The sequence below is a fragment of the Streptomyces sp. NPDC000878 genome (assembly GCF_053599695.1).
On the sequence record NZ_JBSFMT010000014.1, the window covers coordinates 51,923 to 65,542 of the forward strand.

General features: G+C 69.6%; 11 protein-coding genes. 2 read left to right on the forward strand and 9 right to left on the reverse strand.

Going from position 1 to position 13,620, the window contains the following annotated elements; genetic code table 11:
- Positions 1 to 31 precede the first annotated feature (31 nt).
- On the reverse strand, positions 32 to 1,405 hold the full coding sequence (locus ACWDR4_RS15400) for an MFS transporter (protein WP_450408695.1): 1,374 nt from the start codon (positions 1,403 to 1,405) through the stop codon (positions 32 to 34).
- 208 nt (positions 1,406 to 1,613) lie between these two features.
- Positions 1,614 to 2,276: a TetR/AcrR family transcriptional regulator gene (locus ACWDR4_RS15405; RefSeq protein WP_450408697.1), complete on the reverse strand. Its 663-nt coding sequence runs from the start codon at positions 2,274 to 2,276 to the stop codon at positions 1,614 to 1,616.
- A 133-nt stretch (positions 2,277 to 2,409) separates the two neighbouring features.
- Here ACWDR4_RS15405 and ACWDR4_RS15410 point away from each other — a divergent pair, with 133 nt between their 5' ends.
- Both ACWDR4_RS15410 and ACWDR4_RS15415 read left to right on the forward strand, forming a co-directional pair.
- Positions 2,410 to 3,294, forward strand: a complete 885-nt coding sequence (locus ACWDR4_RS15410) for a shikimate dehydrogenase (protein ID WP_450408698.1) — start codon at positions 2,410 to 2,412, stop codon at positions 3,292 to 3,294.
- Positions 3,295 to 3,390: 96 nt separating this feature from the next.
- A complete protein-coding gene (locus ACWDR4_RS15415; protein WP_450408699.1) occupies positions 3,391 to 5,181 on the forward strand; it encodes a bifunctional sugar phosphate isomerase/epimerase/4-hydroxyphenylpyruvate dioxygenase family protein in 1,791 nt (596 codons plus the stop codon).
- Between the two features lie 19 nt (positions 5,182 to 5,200).
- On the opposite strand, the gene ACWDR4_RS15420 is transcribed toward ACWDR4_RS15415, so the two are convergent.
- The 7 genes from ACWDR4_RS15420 to tal all read right to left on the reverse strand — a co-directional run bounded on the left by ACWDR4_RS15420 (position 5,201) and on the right by tal (position 13,611).
- Positions 5,201 to 6,664: a membrane-associated oxidoreductase gene (locus ACWDR4_RS15420; RefSeq protein WP_450408700.1), complete on the reverse strand. Its 1,464-nt coding sequence runs from the start codon at positions 6,662 to 6,664 to the stop codon at positions 5,201 to 5,203.
- Between the two features lie 101 nt (positions 6,665 to 6,765).
- Positions 6,766 to 7,365, reverse strand: coding sequence for a histidine phosphatase family protein (locus ACWDR4_RS15425; protein WP_450408701.1), 600 nt, complete (start codon positions 7,363 to 7,365; stop codon positions 6,766 to 6,768).
- 6 nt (positions 7,366 to 7,371) lie between these two features.
- Positions 7,372 to 8,250, reverse strand: coding sequence for a phosphogluconate dehydrogenase (NAD(+)-dependent, decarboxylating) (gnd, locus tag ACWDR4_RS15430; protein WP_450408703.1), 879 nt, complete (start codon positions 8,248 to 8,250; stop codon positions 7,372 to 7,374).
- 1 nt (position 8,251) lies between these two features.
- The gene (gene pgi / locus ACWDR4_RS15435) at positions 8,252 to 9,913 is read right to left on the reverse strand and encodes a glucose-6-phosphate isomerase (RefSeq protein WP_450408705.1); all 1,662 of its coding nucleotides are present in this window, start codon (positions 9,911 to 9,913) and stop codon (positions 8,252 to 8,254) included.
- On the reverse strand, positions 9,906 to 10,841 hold the full coding sequence (opcA, locus tag ACWDR4_RS15440) for a glucose-6-phosphate dehydrogenase assembly protein OpcA (RefSeq protein WP_450408707.1): 936 nt from the start codon (positions 10,839 to 10,841) through the stop codon (positions 9,906 to 9,908). Before opcA ends, pgi begins: the two co-directional genes overlap by 8 nt.
- Positions 10,838 to 12,466, reverse strand: coding sequence for a glucose-6-phosphate dehydrogenase (zwf, locus tag ACWDR4_RS15445; RefSeq protein ID WP_450408709.1), 1,629 nt, complete (start codon positions 12,464 to 12,466; stop codon positions 10,838 to 10,840). The genes opcA and zwf overlap by 4 nt, the downstream gene beginning before the upstream one ends.
- Positions 12,463 to 13,611 carry a transaldolase gene (gene tal, locus ACWDR4_RS15450; protein ID WP_450408710.1) on the reverse strand — a complete coding sequence of 383 codons (1,149 nt, stop codon included), beginning with the start codon at positions 13,609 to 13,611 and terminating at the stop codon, positions 12,463 to 12,465. Before tal ends, zwf begins: the two co-directional genes overlap by 4 nt.
- Positions 13,612 to 13,620 lie beyond the last annotated feature (9 nt).

The following is a 13,620-nucleotide window of genomic DNA, read 5'->3' on the forward strand; positions in this document are numbered from 1 at the left end:
GGAGCGGGGCGACCGCCCAAGGGCGAAGTGCTCAGGCGGAGACCGTCGCGCGCTCCGTGACGTTCTCGGCGCCACGCTCACCGAGCCGCTCCGTCGGCACCCGGTGCGTCTCGCGTGCCGTGATCGCGGCCAGCACCGGCGGGATGCACAGGGCAGCCGTGAACAGGGCGACGGAGAACCAGTCGTCCCCGTCAGGACCGGCGATCTCCGCGGCGAAGGTGACCGCGAAACCGGCGACGGCGAAGCCGATCTGCGTGCCGATCGCCATGCCCGACAGACGCACCCGGGTCGAGAACATCTCGCCGTAGAAGGAGGGCCAGATGCCGTTCGCGGCGCTGTAGACCACACCGAAGGTGATGATGCCGAGCACCAGGATCAGCGGGTAGGAGCCCGTGGAGATCGCCCACAGGTAGACGAACATCATGACCCCGCTGCCCGCGGCGCCGGCCAGGAACACCGGGCGGCGGCCGATGCGGTCGGACAGCGTGGCCCAGAGCGGGATCGCGGCCAGCGCGACCAGGTTGGCGAGCGCGGCCACCCACAGCATGGACGAGCGGTCCATGCCCACCGCGTCGCTGGTCGCGTACGCCAGCGCCCAGACCGTGAAGATCGTCGAGACCGAGGCGACCAGCGCACCCGCGATCACCCGCAGGACGTCCGCCCAGTGCTCGCGCAGCAGGATCAGCAGCGGCAGCTTCACGACCCCCTCGGAGGCGGCCTGCTGGGCGAAGGCCGGCGTCTCCTCCAGCTTGCGGCGGATGACGTAGCCGACGACGGCGACCGCGATGCTCAGCCAGAACGGCACCCGCCAGCCCCAGGACAGCAGCTGGTCCTCGGGCATGGCGGCGATCGGGATGAAGACCAGCGTGGCGAGGAGCTGACCGCCCTGGGTGCCGCTCAGGGTGAAGCTGGTGAAGAAGCCGCGCCGGTCCGGTGGGGCGTGTTCGAGCGTCATGGAGTTCGCGCTCGCCTGCTCACCGGCGGCCGAGATGCCCTGGAGGACACGGCAGAGCACGAGGAGGACCGGGGCGAGGGTGCCGACCTGGTCGCGGGTGGGGAGGCAGCCGATGAGGAACGTCGAGACGCCCATCAGGATCAGCGTGAAGACCATGATCTTCTTGCGGCCGAGCCGGTCGCCGAAGTGGCCGAGGAAGAGCGCGCCGACCGGCCGGGCGGCATACGCGACACCGAAGGTGCCGAGCGAGAGCAGCGTAGCGGTGGCCGGGTCCGAGTCGTCGAAGAAGATCTTCGGGAAGATCAGGGCAGCCGCGCTGCCGTAGATGAAGAAGTCGTAGTACTCCAGCGCGCTGCCGATCCAGGCGGCAGTGGCGGCCTTCTTCGGCTGGCCCCCGGGTGGGGCGTCCAGGGGTGCTGCAGGGTCGCGGGGTGCGACGGAGTCAGACACGGCGTGCTCCTTCGAGGGAACTCCGACGTAGGCGGAGTGAGCGGAGGGGAGAAGTGCCGGATCCCGGGGGTGATGGGACGGCCGTGCCGGGAGCTGCCGCTGCCCGGATAATTAACACACTGGATAGTTAGTAGCGGTTGGCTACGGATGTTGCGCTCACGTTTCCCGGGTGTCAAGAGGTCGTGCCGAAGGATCTTTCCGCCGGTCCTCAGGTCGTACGGTCCGCCGTCAGATAGGCGATGACCATGTCGCCGAGCATCGCCCGGTAGTGCTCCCGCTGGTCCGGGGCCGTCAGATCGCGGCCGAACAGCGCGCCGAAGGTGTGCCGGTTGGCCACCCGGAAGAAGCAGAAGGAGCTGATCATGGCGTGCAGGTCCACGGCGTCCACCTCGGCCGTGAACAGGCCCGACTTACGGCCCGACTCCAGGATCCGGTGGATCACCTCCAGCGCCGGCGAGCCGATCCGCCCGAGCTGCTCGGAGGCGGCGATGTGCTCGGCCTCGTGGATGTTCTCGATGCTCACCAGACGGATGAAGTCGGGGTGCGCCTCATGGTGGTCGAAGGTCAGCTCCGCCAGCCGCCGGATGGCCGCGACCGGGTCCAGATGCTCGACGTCGAGGTCCTGCTCGGCCTGCCGGATCACGGTGTACGCGCGTTCCAGGACCGCCGTGAACAGCTGCTCCTTGCCGCCGAAGTAGTAGTAGATCATCCGCTTGGTGGTGCGGGTGAGGGCGGCGATCTCGTCCACCCGGGCCCCCGCCAGACCGGCCCGGGCGAACTCCTTGGTGGCCACGTCGAGAATCTCGGCCTTGGTGCGGGCGGCGTCGCGGATGCGCCCGCCGTTGCGTGCCGGTTCTTCGACGCTGGTCATCGGGTTCCTTCGGGTGAGGGGCCAGTGCCGTGAATTCTAGAAGCACACCGAGGGGCTTCCCCGGGGGCTTCCCCGTGGCCGGGTCATGCTGATATAGCTAACGTACTAGTTCGTACATTAGTGGAGGTCGGTCGTGGCCAAGGACTCGTTTCTCGTCGGGCTCATCGGCTCCGGCATCGGCCCGTCGCTGAGCCCCGCGCTGCACGAGCGGGAGGCCGATCGGCAGGGGCTGCGCTATCTGTACCGGCTGATCGACATCGACACGCTGGGCGTTCCGGCGCAGGCGGTCGGTGATCTCGTACGGGCCGCCCGCGACCTCGGGTTCGACGGGCTGAACATCACGCATCCGTGCAAGCAACTCGTCATCGAGCACCTGGACGGCCTCGACGCGCAGGCCGAGGCGCTCGGTGCCGTCAACACCGTGGTCTTCGAGGACGGCCGTGCGGTCGGCCACAACACGGACGTGACCGGGTTCGCCGCGTCCTTCGCGCGCGGGCTGCCCGACGCTCCGCTGGAACGGGTCGTGCAGCTCGGCGCCGGTGGAGCGGGTGCGGCCGTCGCGCACGCCACGCTCACCCTCGGCGCGGGGGAGGTGACCGTCGTGGACGCGTTGCCCGACCGGGCGGCTGATCTTGCGGCTTCACTGAACCGGCACTTCGGCCCTGGCCGGGCGACCGCCGCGACGCCCGACCGGCTGGCGGCGCTGATCGCCAAGGGCGGTGTCGACGGTTTGGTGCACGCGACGCCCACCGGTATGGCCGCCCACCCCGGCCTGCCGCTCCCCGCAGAGCTGCTGCATGCCGGCCTCTGGGTTGCCGAGGTGGTCTATCGGCCGTTGGAGACCGAGCTGTTGCGCACGGCGCGTGGACTTGGCTGCGCCACTCTCGACGGGGGTGGGATGGCTGTGTTTCAGGCTGCGGATGCGTTCCGTCTCTTTACTGGGCGTGAGCCTGATTGTGGGCGGATGTTGGTGGATATTGCGGAGTTGGCTGGGGCTGCGGAGAGCTCGGTGGGCTAGGTGGTGTGGCGGCTGCGGGTTGGTTGTGGCTTGTCGCGCAGTTCCCCGCGCCCCTGGAGGGGCGCTGCAGTACAGGCATCTTCAAGGAGTTGGCCCATGCGTACATCCATCGCCACCGTGTCTCTCAGTGGTTCCCTGACCGAGAAGCTCACCGCCGCCTCCCGGGCCGGGTTTGACGGGGTCGAGGTCTTTGAGAACGATCTGCTTGCCAGTCCCCTCACCCCCGAGGAGATCCGCGCCCGTTGCGCCGATCTCGGGCTCACCATCGACCTCTACCAGCCGATGCGGGACATCGAGGCCGTGCCCGAGGGCGAGTTCGCCCGTAATCTGCGCCGTGCCCGGCACAAGTTCGAGTTGATGCGGCGGCTCGGTACGGACACCGTCCTTGTCTGCTCCAGCGTCTCCCCGCTCGCCCTCGACGACGACGCCCTCGCCGCCGCCCAGCTGAGCCGACTGGCCGACCTGGCCCAGGAGTTCGGCGTCTGCGTCGCCTACGAGGCGCTCGCGTGGGGACGGCACGTCAGTACGTACGACCACGCCTGGAGCATCGTCGAGACGGCCGGCCACCCCGCGCTCGGTACCTGTCTCGACAGCTTCCACATCCTCTCCCGGGGGTCGGACCCCAAGGGCATCGAGGACATCCCCGGCGAGAAGATCTTCTTCCTCCAGCTGGCCGACGCCCCGCTGCTCGCCATGGACGTCCTGCAGTGGAGCCGCCACTACCGTTGCTTCCCGGGGCAGGGCGGCTTCGACATCGCGGGCCTCCTCCAGCACGTCATCAAGGCCGGATACGACGGTCCGCTCTCCCTCGAAGTCTTCAACGACGTCTTCCGGCAGGCCGAGGCCGGACCGACCGCCGTGGACGCCCGGCGCTCCCTCCTCGTCCTCCAGGAGAGCATCGGCCTCGCCCCGCTGCCCGAGCCCGTCGTCCCCTCCGGCATCGCCTTCGCCGAACTCGTCACCCCGGACGCGGAACCGGTCTCGGCGGTCCTCGGCGCGCTCGGCCTCACCCGTACGGCACGCCACCGCAGCAAGCCCGTCGACCTCTGGGAGCGCGGCGAGGCCCGCATCCTCGTCAACACCGGGCCGTCCGCCCGACGCGACGGCACCGGACTCGCCGCCGTCGGCCTGGAGTCCCCGGACCCGGCAGGTGCCGCCCGCCGCGCCGAGGCCCTGCTCGCCCCGGTCCTGCCCCGTCGCCGCGCCCCGCAGGACGCCCCGCTCGACGCGGTGGCCGCCCCCGACGGCACGGAACTCTTCTTCTGCGCCACGGACCGCCCCGAACTCCCCAACTGGCGCACCGACTTCGAGACCGTCGCAGCGATCGATGCCGCCGACGGCGTCACACGCATCGACCACCTCGCCCTCACCCAGCCCTGGCACCACTTCGACGAGGCGGCCCTCTTCCACAGCAGCGTCCTCGGCCTGAACGGCCGGGAGAGCGTCGACGTCGCCGACCCGTACGGCCTCTTCCGCAGCCGGGCCGTCACCAACTCCGGTGGCAGCGTACGGATCGCGCTCGCCGTCGGCCCCGCGCCCACCGAGGCCGAGACCCGCGCCCAGCACATCGCGCTGGCCACCGCCGACGTGGTCGCCGCCGCCCGGCGCTTCCGCGAGGCCGGCGGCCGACTGCTGCCGATGCCCGCGAACTACTACGACGACCTCGCGGCCCGATACGAGTTCACCGAGGGCGAGTTGGCGACCTACCGCGAACTCGGCATCCTCTACGACCGTGACGCCCAGGGCGAGTTCAGGCACTGCTACACCCAGACCGTGGGCCGCGTCTTCTTCGAACTGGTCCAACGGGACGGTGGCTACCAGGGCTACGGCGCCCAGAACGCCCCGGTGCGCCTCGCCGCCCAGCACGCGCAACGCCCGGTGCGCTAAAGGGAGTTGCCCTGCGCCTCTACTGCCGGGTGACGCTCCTGCTCACGCCGGTGATGACGGTCGTCGCCAGGATCCAACCGGTCAGGATGAGGACGTAGGACAGGTACTGGTACCCGTCCACGGGTGCGAAGGACCCCTCCTGGCCGAAGGAGATCACCGGGAGGAGCAGGTCGAGGGTGTAGAAGACCGGGTTGAACTCCGGGGCCTCGGACGCCTTGAGCGGGCTCGGGTGGTGTGCGGCGTACGCGATCGAGCCGGCCGCCAGCAGTGACAGCAGCCAGACGGCGGCGCGCAGCGGGCGGAAGCCGTAGCCGACGGTGAGGTCCTGGAGGTGGCCCCACACCCGGCCGAGCCAGGGCAGGGTGGCCCGGTGCCGGCGCAGCTTGGCGAGCTGGACCCGGCGGGCCGCGCCCTCGTCGCCGACATGCCGGTAGGCGGCGGCCAACTGCTCGTAGGCGTACGGGACATAGCCGTCGCCGTCGCGTTCCAGCAGGGGCAGGCGACGCTCGGCGGGCTCGTGCGGGGTGAGCGTCGTGTAGGTGAGGTTGTTGAAGAGCACCTCGCCCGGGGCGACCTCCGATTCGAAGCCCAGGACCTCGATCCGGGAGCGGCGCAGATGCAGCCTGCCCTCTATCGGCTCGCACCGGTACAGCCACAACTCACCGATGGTGCAACTGCTGGCCCGCAGAGCCATACCGCCGGGGTTCGACAGCCGCGCCCGCGTGAAGTCGAGACACCCCGCGATACGGGAGCCGCGCAGATCGATGCCGCCCTCGGTACGCAGGGTCCGTGCCCGTACGTCGGCCCGCACCTCGATGGACTGTGCGCGCAGGACATGGCCGCCGGGGTTGCTCAGTTCGGCGCCGTCCAGCGAGATCGACCCGCCCACCGTGGCACCGTTGAGGAGCATCTCGCCCCGCACCCGCAGTCCCGGCGCTGCGAAACCGTCGCCGAGCACCGCCTGATGGAGCTGGAGCACCGGCACGGACGGGTCGGACGTGGTGAGTTCGGCGCCGTCCATGAAGAGCGCGCCCGCTATCTCCGCACCGGCCAGCCGCACCGGCCCCCGCACCCGGCAGTCCGTCATCCGCAGCGGACCGTCGATGCGCGTACTGGCGAGATTGACGGCCGGGAGCACCGAGCCGCGCAGATTCAGCTGGCGCAGCCGGGTGCCGTAGAGGTCGGGCGACTCGTCGAAGTGGCAGTACCGGAGGTGCAGCGGGTGGTCGACGATCGCGTACATCAGGTTCAGATGCCCGGTGATGCGGGCGCCCGAGAGCCTGAGCCGGGGGATCTCGCCGTCCTCCTGCCGGGTGCTGAGCAGCAGGACCCGCAGCACCGAGGCGCGTACGGTCCGCTCCGGTCCCCAGTCCGCGCCGTCGGCCGCGTCATCGCTGCCCGGCTCACGGAAGTCCACGGGCTCACCCGTGCGGAAGGCCTGCCACACCCGTGCTTCGGCCGTCGTCAGCTCGTTGATCTCCACCGGGGCGACTCTGACGCGCCCCCGACGCACATGTCAATCGGGCCCGGGGGCAACGCCCCGGGCCCGATCGTCACTTCAGCCCGCCGGACCGGACTGTCGGATCAACTCGCCGTGCTCTGCCGGGAGTTCCACTCCGCGACCACCGGACGGTCGTGCTCCGTGGAGAGCCTGCTGACCGTGCCCGTGGCGAGCTGGAACAGCCGTCCGTCGGCGGCCGGCAGCCCGAGGTGACGGGCCGTCAGCACACGCAGGAAGTGCCCGTGCGCCACCAGGACCACGTCACCCTCTTCGAGCGCGTCCTTGATGTGGGTCAGGACGCGGTCCGCGCGCCGGCCCACCTCGTCGGGCGACTCGCCGGGGTGCCCGTCCGGGCCGGGCGTGACGCCGTCCGTGAACAGGTACCAGTCGGGCCGGGTGCGATGGATCTCGGCGGTCGTCACACCCTCGTACCCGCCGTAGTCCCACTCGTGCATGTCGGGGTCGGTCAACGCCCCGGTCAGTCCCGCGAGTTCGGCGGTGCGGACCGCGCGGACGAGGGGGCTGGTCAGGACGCGTGCGAAGGTCCGTCCGGCGAGGAGCGGAGCGAGGGACTTGGCCTGTTCCTCGCCGTGCCGGGTGAGGGGCAGGTCGGTCCAGCTGGTGTGCTGGCCCGACGCGCTCCACTCCGTCTCGCCGTGGCGGACCAGGAGGAGGTCACCCACGGCTTCCTACTTCTTGGACTCGACGGCGTGGCCGCCGAACTGGTTGCGCAGTGCCGCGATCATCTTCATCTGCGGGGAGTCGTCCTGCCGCGACGCGAACCGCGCGAACAGTGACGCCGTGATCGCGGGCAGCGGCACGGAGTTGTCGACGGCCGCCTCGACCGTCCACCGGCCCTCACCGGAGTCCTGCGCGAACCCACGCAGCCGCTCCAAGTGCTCGTCCTCGTCAAGGGCGTTGACGGCCAGGTCGAGCAGCCAGGACCGGATGACCGTCCCGTCCTGCCAGGACCGGAAGACCTCGCGCACATCGGTGACGGAGTCGACCTTCTCCAGCAGCTCCCAGCCCTCGGCGTACGCCTGCATCATGGCGTACTCGATGCCGTTGTGGACCATCTTCGAGAAGTGCCCGGCGCCCACCTTGCCCGCGTGGACATAGCCGTACGGGCCCTCCGGCTTCAGCGCCTCGAAGATCGGGTGGAGCCGCTCGACGTCCTCCTTGTCGCCGCCGACCATCAGGGCGTAGCCGTTCTGGAGACCCCACACACCGCCGGAGACACCGGCGTCGACGAAGCCGATGCCCTTGGTCGCCAGTTCCTCGGCGTGCTTCTCGTCGTCCGTCCAGCGGGAGTTGCCGCCGTCCACGACGACGTCACCGGACTCCAGCAGACCGCCGAGTTCGTCGACGACCGACTGCGTGGCGGCACCGGCCGGGACCATCACCCAGACCACGCGCGGCCCTTCGAGCTTCTCGACCAGCTCGGCGAGGCTCGCCACGTCGGAGACCTCGGGGTTGCGGTCGTAGCCGATGACGGTGTGGCCGGCACGGCGGATGCGCTCGCGCATGTTGCCGCCCATCTTGCCGAGACCGATCAGACCAATCTGCATGTCAGTTCACTTCCTGAGCGTGACGAAGAGTGCGGTACGTGGCCACGAGGGCGGTGGTGGAGGGGTCGAGGCCGGGGACGTCGGCCCCGGTGGTGAGCGCGGGTTCGATCCGCTTGGCGAGGACCTTGCCCAGCTCGACGCCCCACTGGTCGAAGGAGTCGATGTTCCAGACGGCACCCTGGACGAACACCTTGTGCTCGTAGAGCGCGATCAACTGGCCGAGCACGGACGGGGTCAGCTCGCGCGCGAGGATCGTGGTCGTCGGATGGTTGCCCTGGAACGTCTTGTGGGCGACCAGTTCCTCCGGGACCCCTTCCGCCCGTACCTCTTCCGGTGTCTTGCCGAAGGCCAGCGCCTGGGTCTGGGCGAAGAAGTTGGCCATCAACAGGTCGTGCTGGCCCTTGAGTTCGTCGCTCAGCTCGGCGACCGGCTCGGCGAAGCCGATGAAGTCCGCCGGGATCAGCTTCGTGCCCTGGTGGATCAACTGGTAGTAGGCGTGCTGCCCGTTGGTGCCGGGCGTGCCCCAGACCACCGGCCCGGTCTCCCACTCCACCGGCAGCCCGTCACGGTCGACCGACTTGCCGTTGGACTCCATGTCCAGCTGCTGCAGGTACGCCGTGAACTTGGAGAGGTAGTGCGAGTAGGGCAGTACGGCGTGCGACTGGGCGCCGAGGAAGTTGCCGTACCAGATGCCCAACAGGCCCAGCAGCAAAGGCGCATTGGCCTCCGCCGGAGCTGTGCGGAAGTGGTCGTCGACCAGCGCGAAGCCGTCCAGCATCTCCCGGAACCGGTCCGGGCCGATGGCGATCATCAACGACAGGCCGATCGCCGAGTCGTAGGAGTAGCGTCCGCCGACCCAGTCCCAGAACTCGAACATGTTCGCCGTGTCGATGCCGAAGTCGGCGACCTTGCCGGAGTTCGTCGACAGCGCCACGAAGTGCTTCGCGACCGCCTTCTCCTCGCCGCCGAGGCCCGCGAGGAGCCAGGAGCGGGCCGAGGTGGCGTTGGTGATCGTCTCGATCGTCGTGAACGTCTTCGACGCGACGATGAAGAGGGTCTCGGCCGGGTCCAGGTCCCGCACCGCCTCGTGGAGGTCGGCGCCGTCGACGTTCGACACGAACCGGAACGTCAACTCCCGTGCCGTGAAGGCCCGCAGAGCCTCGTACGCCATCGCGGGACCGAGGTCCGAGCCGCCGATGCCGATGTTGACGACGTTCTTGATGCGCTTGCCGGTGTGCCCGGTCCACGCACCCGAGCGGACCCGGTCCGCGAAGTCGGCCATCCTGTCCAGGACCGCGTGCACGGCCGGGACGACGTTCTCGCCGTCGACCTCGACGACCGCGTCGCGCGGTGCCCGCAGTGCGGTGTGCAGGACCGCGCGGTCCTCGGTGATGTTGATCCGCTCGCCCCGGAACATGGCGTCCCGCAGCCCGAACACATCGGTGACGGCGGCGAGTTCCTGGAGGAGGGCGAGGGTCTCGTCGGTGATCAGGTGCTTGGAGTAGTCGATGTGCAGGTCGCCCACCCGCACGACGTACCGCTCCGCGCGCCCGGGATCGGCGGCGAACAGCTCACGCAGCCGCGGCCGGTTGAGCGCACCGGCCTGGTGGTCTTCCAGCACGGTCCACTCGGGGCGCCGACTGAGCCTGGGGGAGTCAGACATTTTTGGCGGTCTCCTTGGTGCCGTCGCCCCGCAGTGCGACGGCGTACATCTCGTCGGCGTCGAGGCGGCGCAGTTCCTCGGCGATCAGTTCGGAGGTGGGGCGCACCTTCAGCGCGAGGGTGCGGGAGGGCTGACCCGGCAGGGTGAGCGTGGCGAGCGGGCCCTCGGGGCGGTCGATGACGATCTCGCCCTTGTCGGTGCCGAGGCGGACGGCCGTGACGACCGGGCCCGCGGTGACGACGCGGTCCACCTTCACCGACAGCCGGGCACCGAGCCAGCGGGCCAGCAGTTCGGCGCTCGGGTTCTCGGCCTCGCTCTCGACGGCCGCCGAGATGATCTTCGTACGGGCCTGGTCGAGGGCCGCCGCCAGCATCGAGCGCCACGGGGTGAGCCGCGTCCACGCCAGGTCGGTGTCGCCGGGCGCGTACGAACGCACCCGGGCCTCCAGCGCGATCAGCGGCTTCTCGACCGCGTACATGTCGGTGATCCGGCGCTGGGCCAGCGCGCCCAGCGGGTCCTTGGCGGGCACCTCGGGGGCGTCCACCGGCCACCAGACGACGACGGGCGCGTCCGGCAGCAGCAGCGGCAGGACGACGGAGTCGGCGTGGTCGGACACCTCGCCGTACGTCCGCAGGATGACCGTCTCGCCGGTGCCGGCGTCGGCGCCCACCCGTACCTCCGCGTCGAGGTGGGACTTGGTGCGGTCGCGCGGGCTGCGGGCGTGCCGCTTGATGACGACCAGGGTGCGGGCGGGATGCTCGTGCGAGGCATCCTCCGCCGCCTTGATCGAGTCGTAGGCGTTCTCCTCGTCCGTGACGATCACCATCGTCAGGACCATGCCCACGGCAGGGGTGCCGATGGCGCGTCGCCCCTTCACCAGTGCTTTGTTGATCTTGCTTGCCGTGGTGTCGGTGAGGTCGATTTTCATGGCCTGCGCCAGCTCCGTCCGTCTCGTGCGAGCATCTCGTCGGCTTCCTCCGGGCCCCAACTGCCCGAGGCGTACTGCGCGGGCCTGCCGTGCGTGCCCCAGTACTCCTCGATCGGGTCGAGGATCTTCCAGGACTCTTCCACTTCCTGGTGACGGGGGAACAAATTGGCGTCGCCGAGCAGGACGTCCAGGATGAGCCGTTCGTACGCCTCCGGGCTGGACTCCGTGAAGGACTCGCCGTAGGCGAAGTCCATCGTGACGTCCCGGATCTCCATCGAGGTACCCGGGACCTTGGAACCGAAGCGCACGGTCATGCCCTCGTCGGGCTGGACGCGGATCACGATCGCGTTCGCGCCGAGTTCCTCGGTGGCCGTCGAGTCGAACGGGGAGTGCGGGGCGCGCTGGAAGACGACCGCGATCTCCGTGACGCGCCGCCCGAGCCGCTTGCCGGTCCGCAGATAGAAGGGGACGCCCGCCCAGCGGCGGTTGTCGACCTCCAGCTTGACGGCCGCGTACGTGTCCGTACTGGACTTCGGGTTGATGCCGTCCTCTTCGAGGTAGCCGCTGACCTGCTCGCCGCCCTGCCAGCCCGCCGCGTACTGCCCGCGCACGGTGTGCTCGCCCAGGTGCTCCGGCAGCTTCACCGACTTCAGGACCTTGAGCTTCTCGGTCAGCAGCGAGTCGACGTCGAAGGCGATCGGCTCCTCCATGGCGGTGAGGGCCATCAGCTGGAGCAGGTGGTTCTGGATCACGTCACGCGCCGACCCGATGCCGTCGTAGTACCCGGCCCGGCCGCCGATGCCGATGTCCTCGGCCATCGTGATCTGTACGTGGTCGACGTACGACCGGTTCCAGATGGGCTCGTACATCTGGTTGGCGAAGCGGAGCGCCAGGATGTTCTGGACGGTCTCCTTGCCGAGGTAGTGGTCGATCCGGAAGACCTGCTCCGGGTCGAACACGTCGTGCAGCACCTTGTTCAGCGCGCGGGCGCTCTTCAGGTTGTGCCCGAACGGCTTCTCGATCACCGCGCGCCGCCAGGAACCCTCCGGCGCCTTCGCCAGCCCGTGCTTCTTCAGCTGCTGGACGACCTTGGGGAAGAACTTGGGCGGTACGGAGAGATAGAAGGCGTAGTTGCCGCTCGTACCCCGGGACGCGTCCAGCTCCTCGACGGCCGAGCGCAGCTGCTTGAACGCCTGGTCGTCGTCGAAGTCGCCGGGGATGAACCGCATGCCCTCGGCGAGCTGCTGCCAGACCTCCTCGCGGAACTCCGTACGGGCGTGGTCGCGCACCGAGTCGTGGACGATCTGCGCGAAGTCCTCGTCCTCCCAGTCCCGGCGGGCGAACCCGACGAGCGAGAAGCCGGGCGGGAGCAGCCCCCGGTTGGCCAGGTCGTAGACGGCCGGCATGAGCTTCTTGCGGGACAGGTCACCGGTCACCCCGAAGATGACCAGCCCGGACGGACCCGCGATCTTGGGGAGCCGGCGGTCGCCGGGATCGCGCAGCGGGTTGTCCCAGTCGGCATCCAGGTCCAGGTCCACGTCCAACAACGGGGCGTCGGTGACAGGCGCCTCGGTCGCTTCGGGTGCCTCGGCGGTGGCCGTCGGCGGAGTCGGTTTCCTGCTCATTCCCCGTCAACTCCCTTGCTGTTCAGCGACTTCGTGACGGCGTCCAGCAGGTCGTCCCAGGCGACCGCGAACTTCGCGACGCCCTCGTCCTCCAGCAGCTTCACGACCTCGTCGTACGAGATCCCGAGCCCCTCGACGGCCGCGAGATCGGCACGGGCCTGGGCGTAACCGCCGCTCACCGCGTCGCCGTGGATGTCACCGTGGTCGGCGGTGGCGTTGAGAGTGGCTTCCGGCATCGTGTTGACGGTGCCGGGCGCGACCAGCTCGTCGACGTACAGCGTGTCCTTGTACGCGGGGTCCTTGACGCCGGTCGAGGCCCACAGCGGACGCTGCTTGTTGGCGCGGGCGCCACCCAGGGCGGTCCACCGGTCACCGCCGAAGACCTCCTCGTACGCCTCGTACGCGAGCCGCGCGTTGGCCAGCGCCGCCCTGCCCTTGAGGGCGAGCGCCTCGTCCGTGCCGAGGACCGTCAGGCGCTTGTCGATCTCGGAGTCGACGCGGGAGACGAAGAAGGAGGCGACGGAGTGGATGTTCGCCAGGTCGAGGCCCTTGGCCTGCGCCTTCTCCAGGCCGGCCAGATAGGCGGCCATGACCTCGCGGTAGCGCTCCAGGGAGAAGATCAGCGTGACGTTGACGCTGATCCCGAGGCCGATGACTTCGGTGATCGCCGGGAGACCGGCCTTCGTCGCCGGGATCTTGATCATCACGTTGGGCCGGTCGACCAGCCAGGCCAGCTGCTTGGCCTCGGCGGTCGTCGCCGCCGTCTCATGGGCGAGCCGCGGGTCGACCTCGATCGAGACGCGGCCGTCCCGGCCGCCCGTGGCGTCGTACACCGGGCGCAGGATGTCGGCGGCGGCGCGGACGTCGGCGGTCGTCATCATCCGTACGGCCTCGTCGACCGTGACGCCGCGAACGGCGAGGTCGGCGAGCTGCTCCTCGTACCCCTCGCCGGAGCCGATGGCGGCCTGGAAGATCGACGGGTTGGTGGTCACGCCGACCACGTGGTGGGTGTCGATGAGGTCGGCCAGGTTGCCGGAGGTGATGCGCTTGCGGGACAGGTCGTCCAGCCAGATCGAGACGCCCTCGTCGGAGAGGCGCTTGAGTGTTCCCGCGGTGGTGGTTGTTTCGGTGGTCACTATGATCATCTTCCTTCT

What these genes read in the sequence shown, in the direction of transcription:
- ACWDR4_RS15405 (WP_450408697.1), bottom strand. Translation starts at nt 2,276, where the DNA reads ATGACCAGCGTCGAAGAACCGGCACGCAACGGCGGGCGCATCCGCGAC.
- ACWDR4_RS15415 (WP_450408699.1), top strand. Translation starts at nt 3,391, where the DNA reads ATGCGTACATCCATCGCCACCGTGTCTCTCAGTGGTTCCCTGACCGAG.
- gnd (WP_450408703.1), bottom strand. Translation starts at nt 8,250, where the DNA reads ATGCAGATTGGTCTGATCGGTCTCGGCAAGATGGGCGGCAACATGCGC.
- pgi (WP_450408705.1), bottom strand. Translation starts at nt 9,913, where the DNA reads ATGTCTGACTCCCCCAGGCTCAGTCGGCGCCCCGAGTGGACCGTGCTG.
- opcA (WP_450408707.1), bottom strand. Translation starts at nt 10,841, where the DNA reads ATGAAAATCGACCTCACCGACACCACGGCAAGCAAGATCAACAAAGCA.
- zwf (WP_450408709.1), bottom strand. Translation starts at nt 12,466, where the DNA reads ATGAGCAGGAAACCGACTCCGCCGACGGCCACCGCCGAGGCACCCGAA.
- tal (WP_450408710.1), bottom strand. Translation starts at nt 13,611, where the DNA reads ATGATCATAGTGACCACCGAAACAACCACCACCGCGGGAACACTCAAG.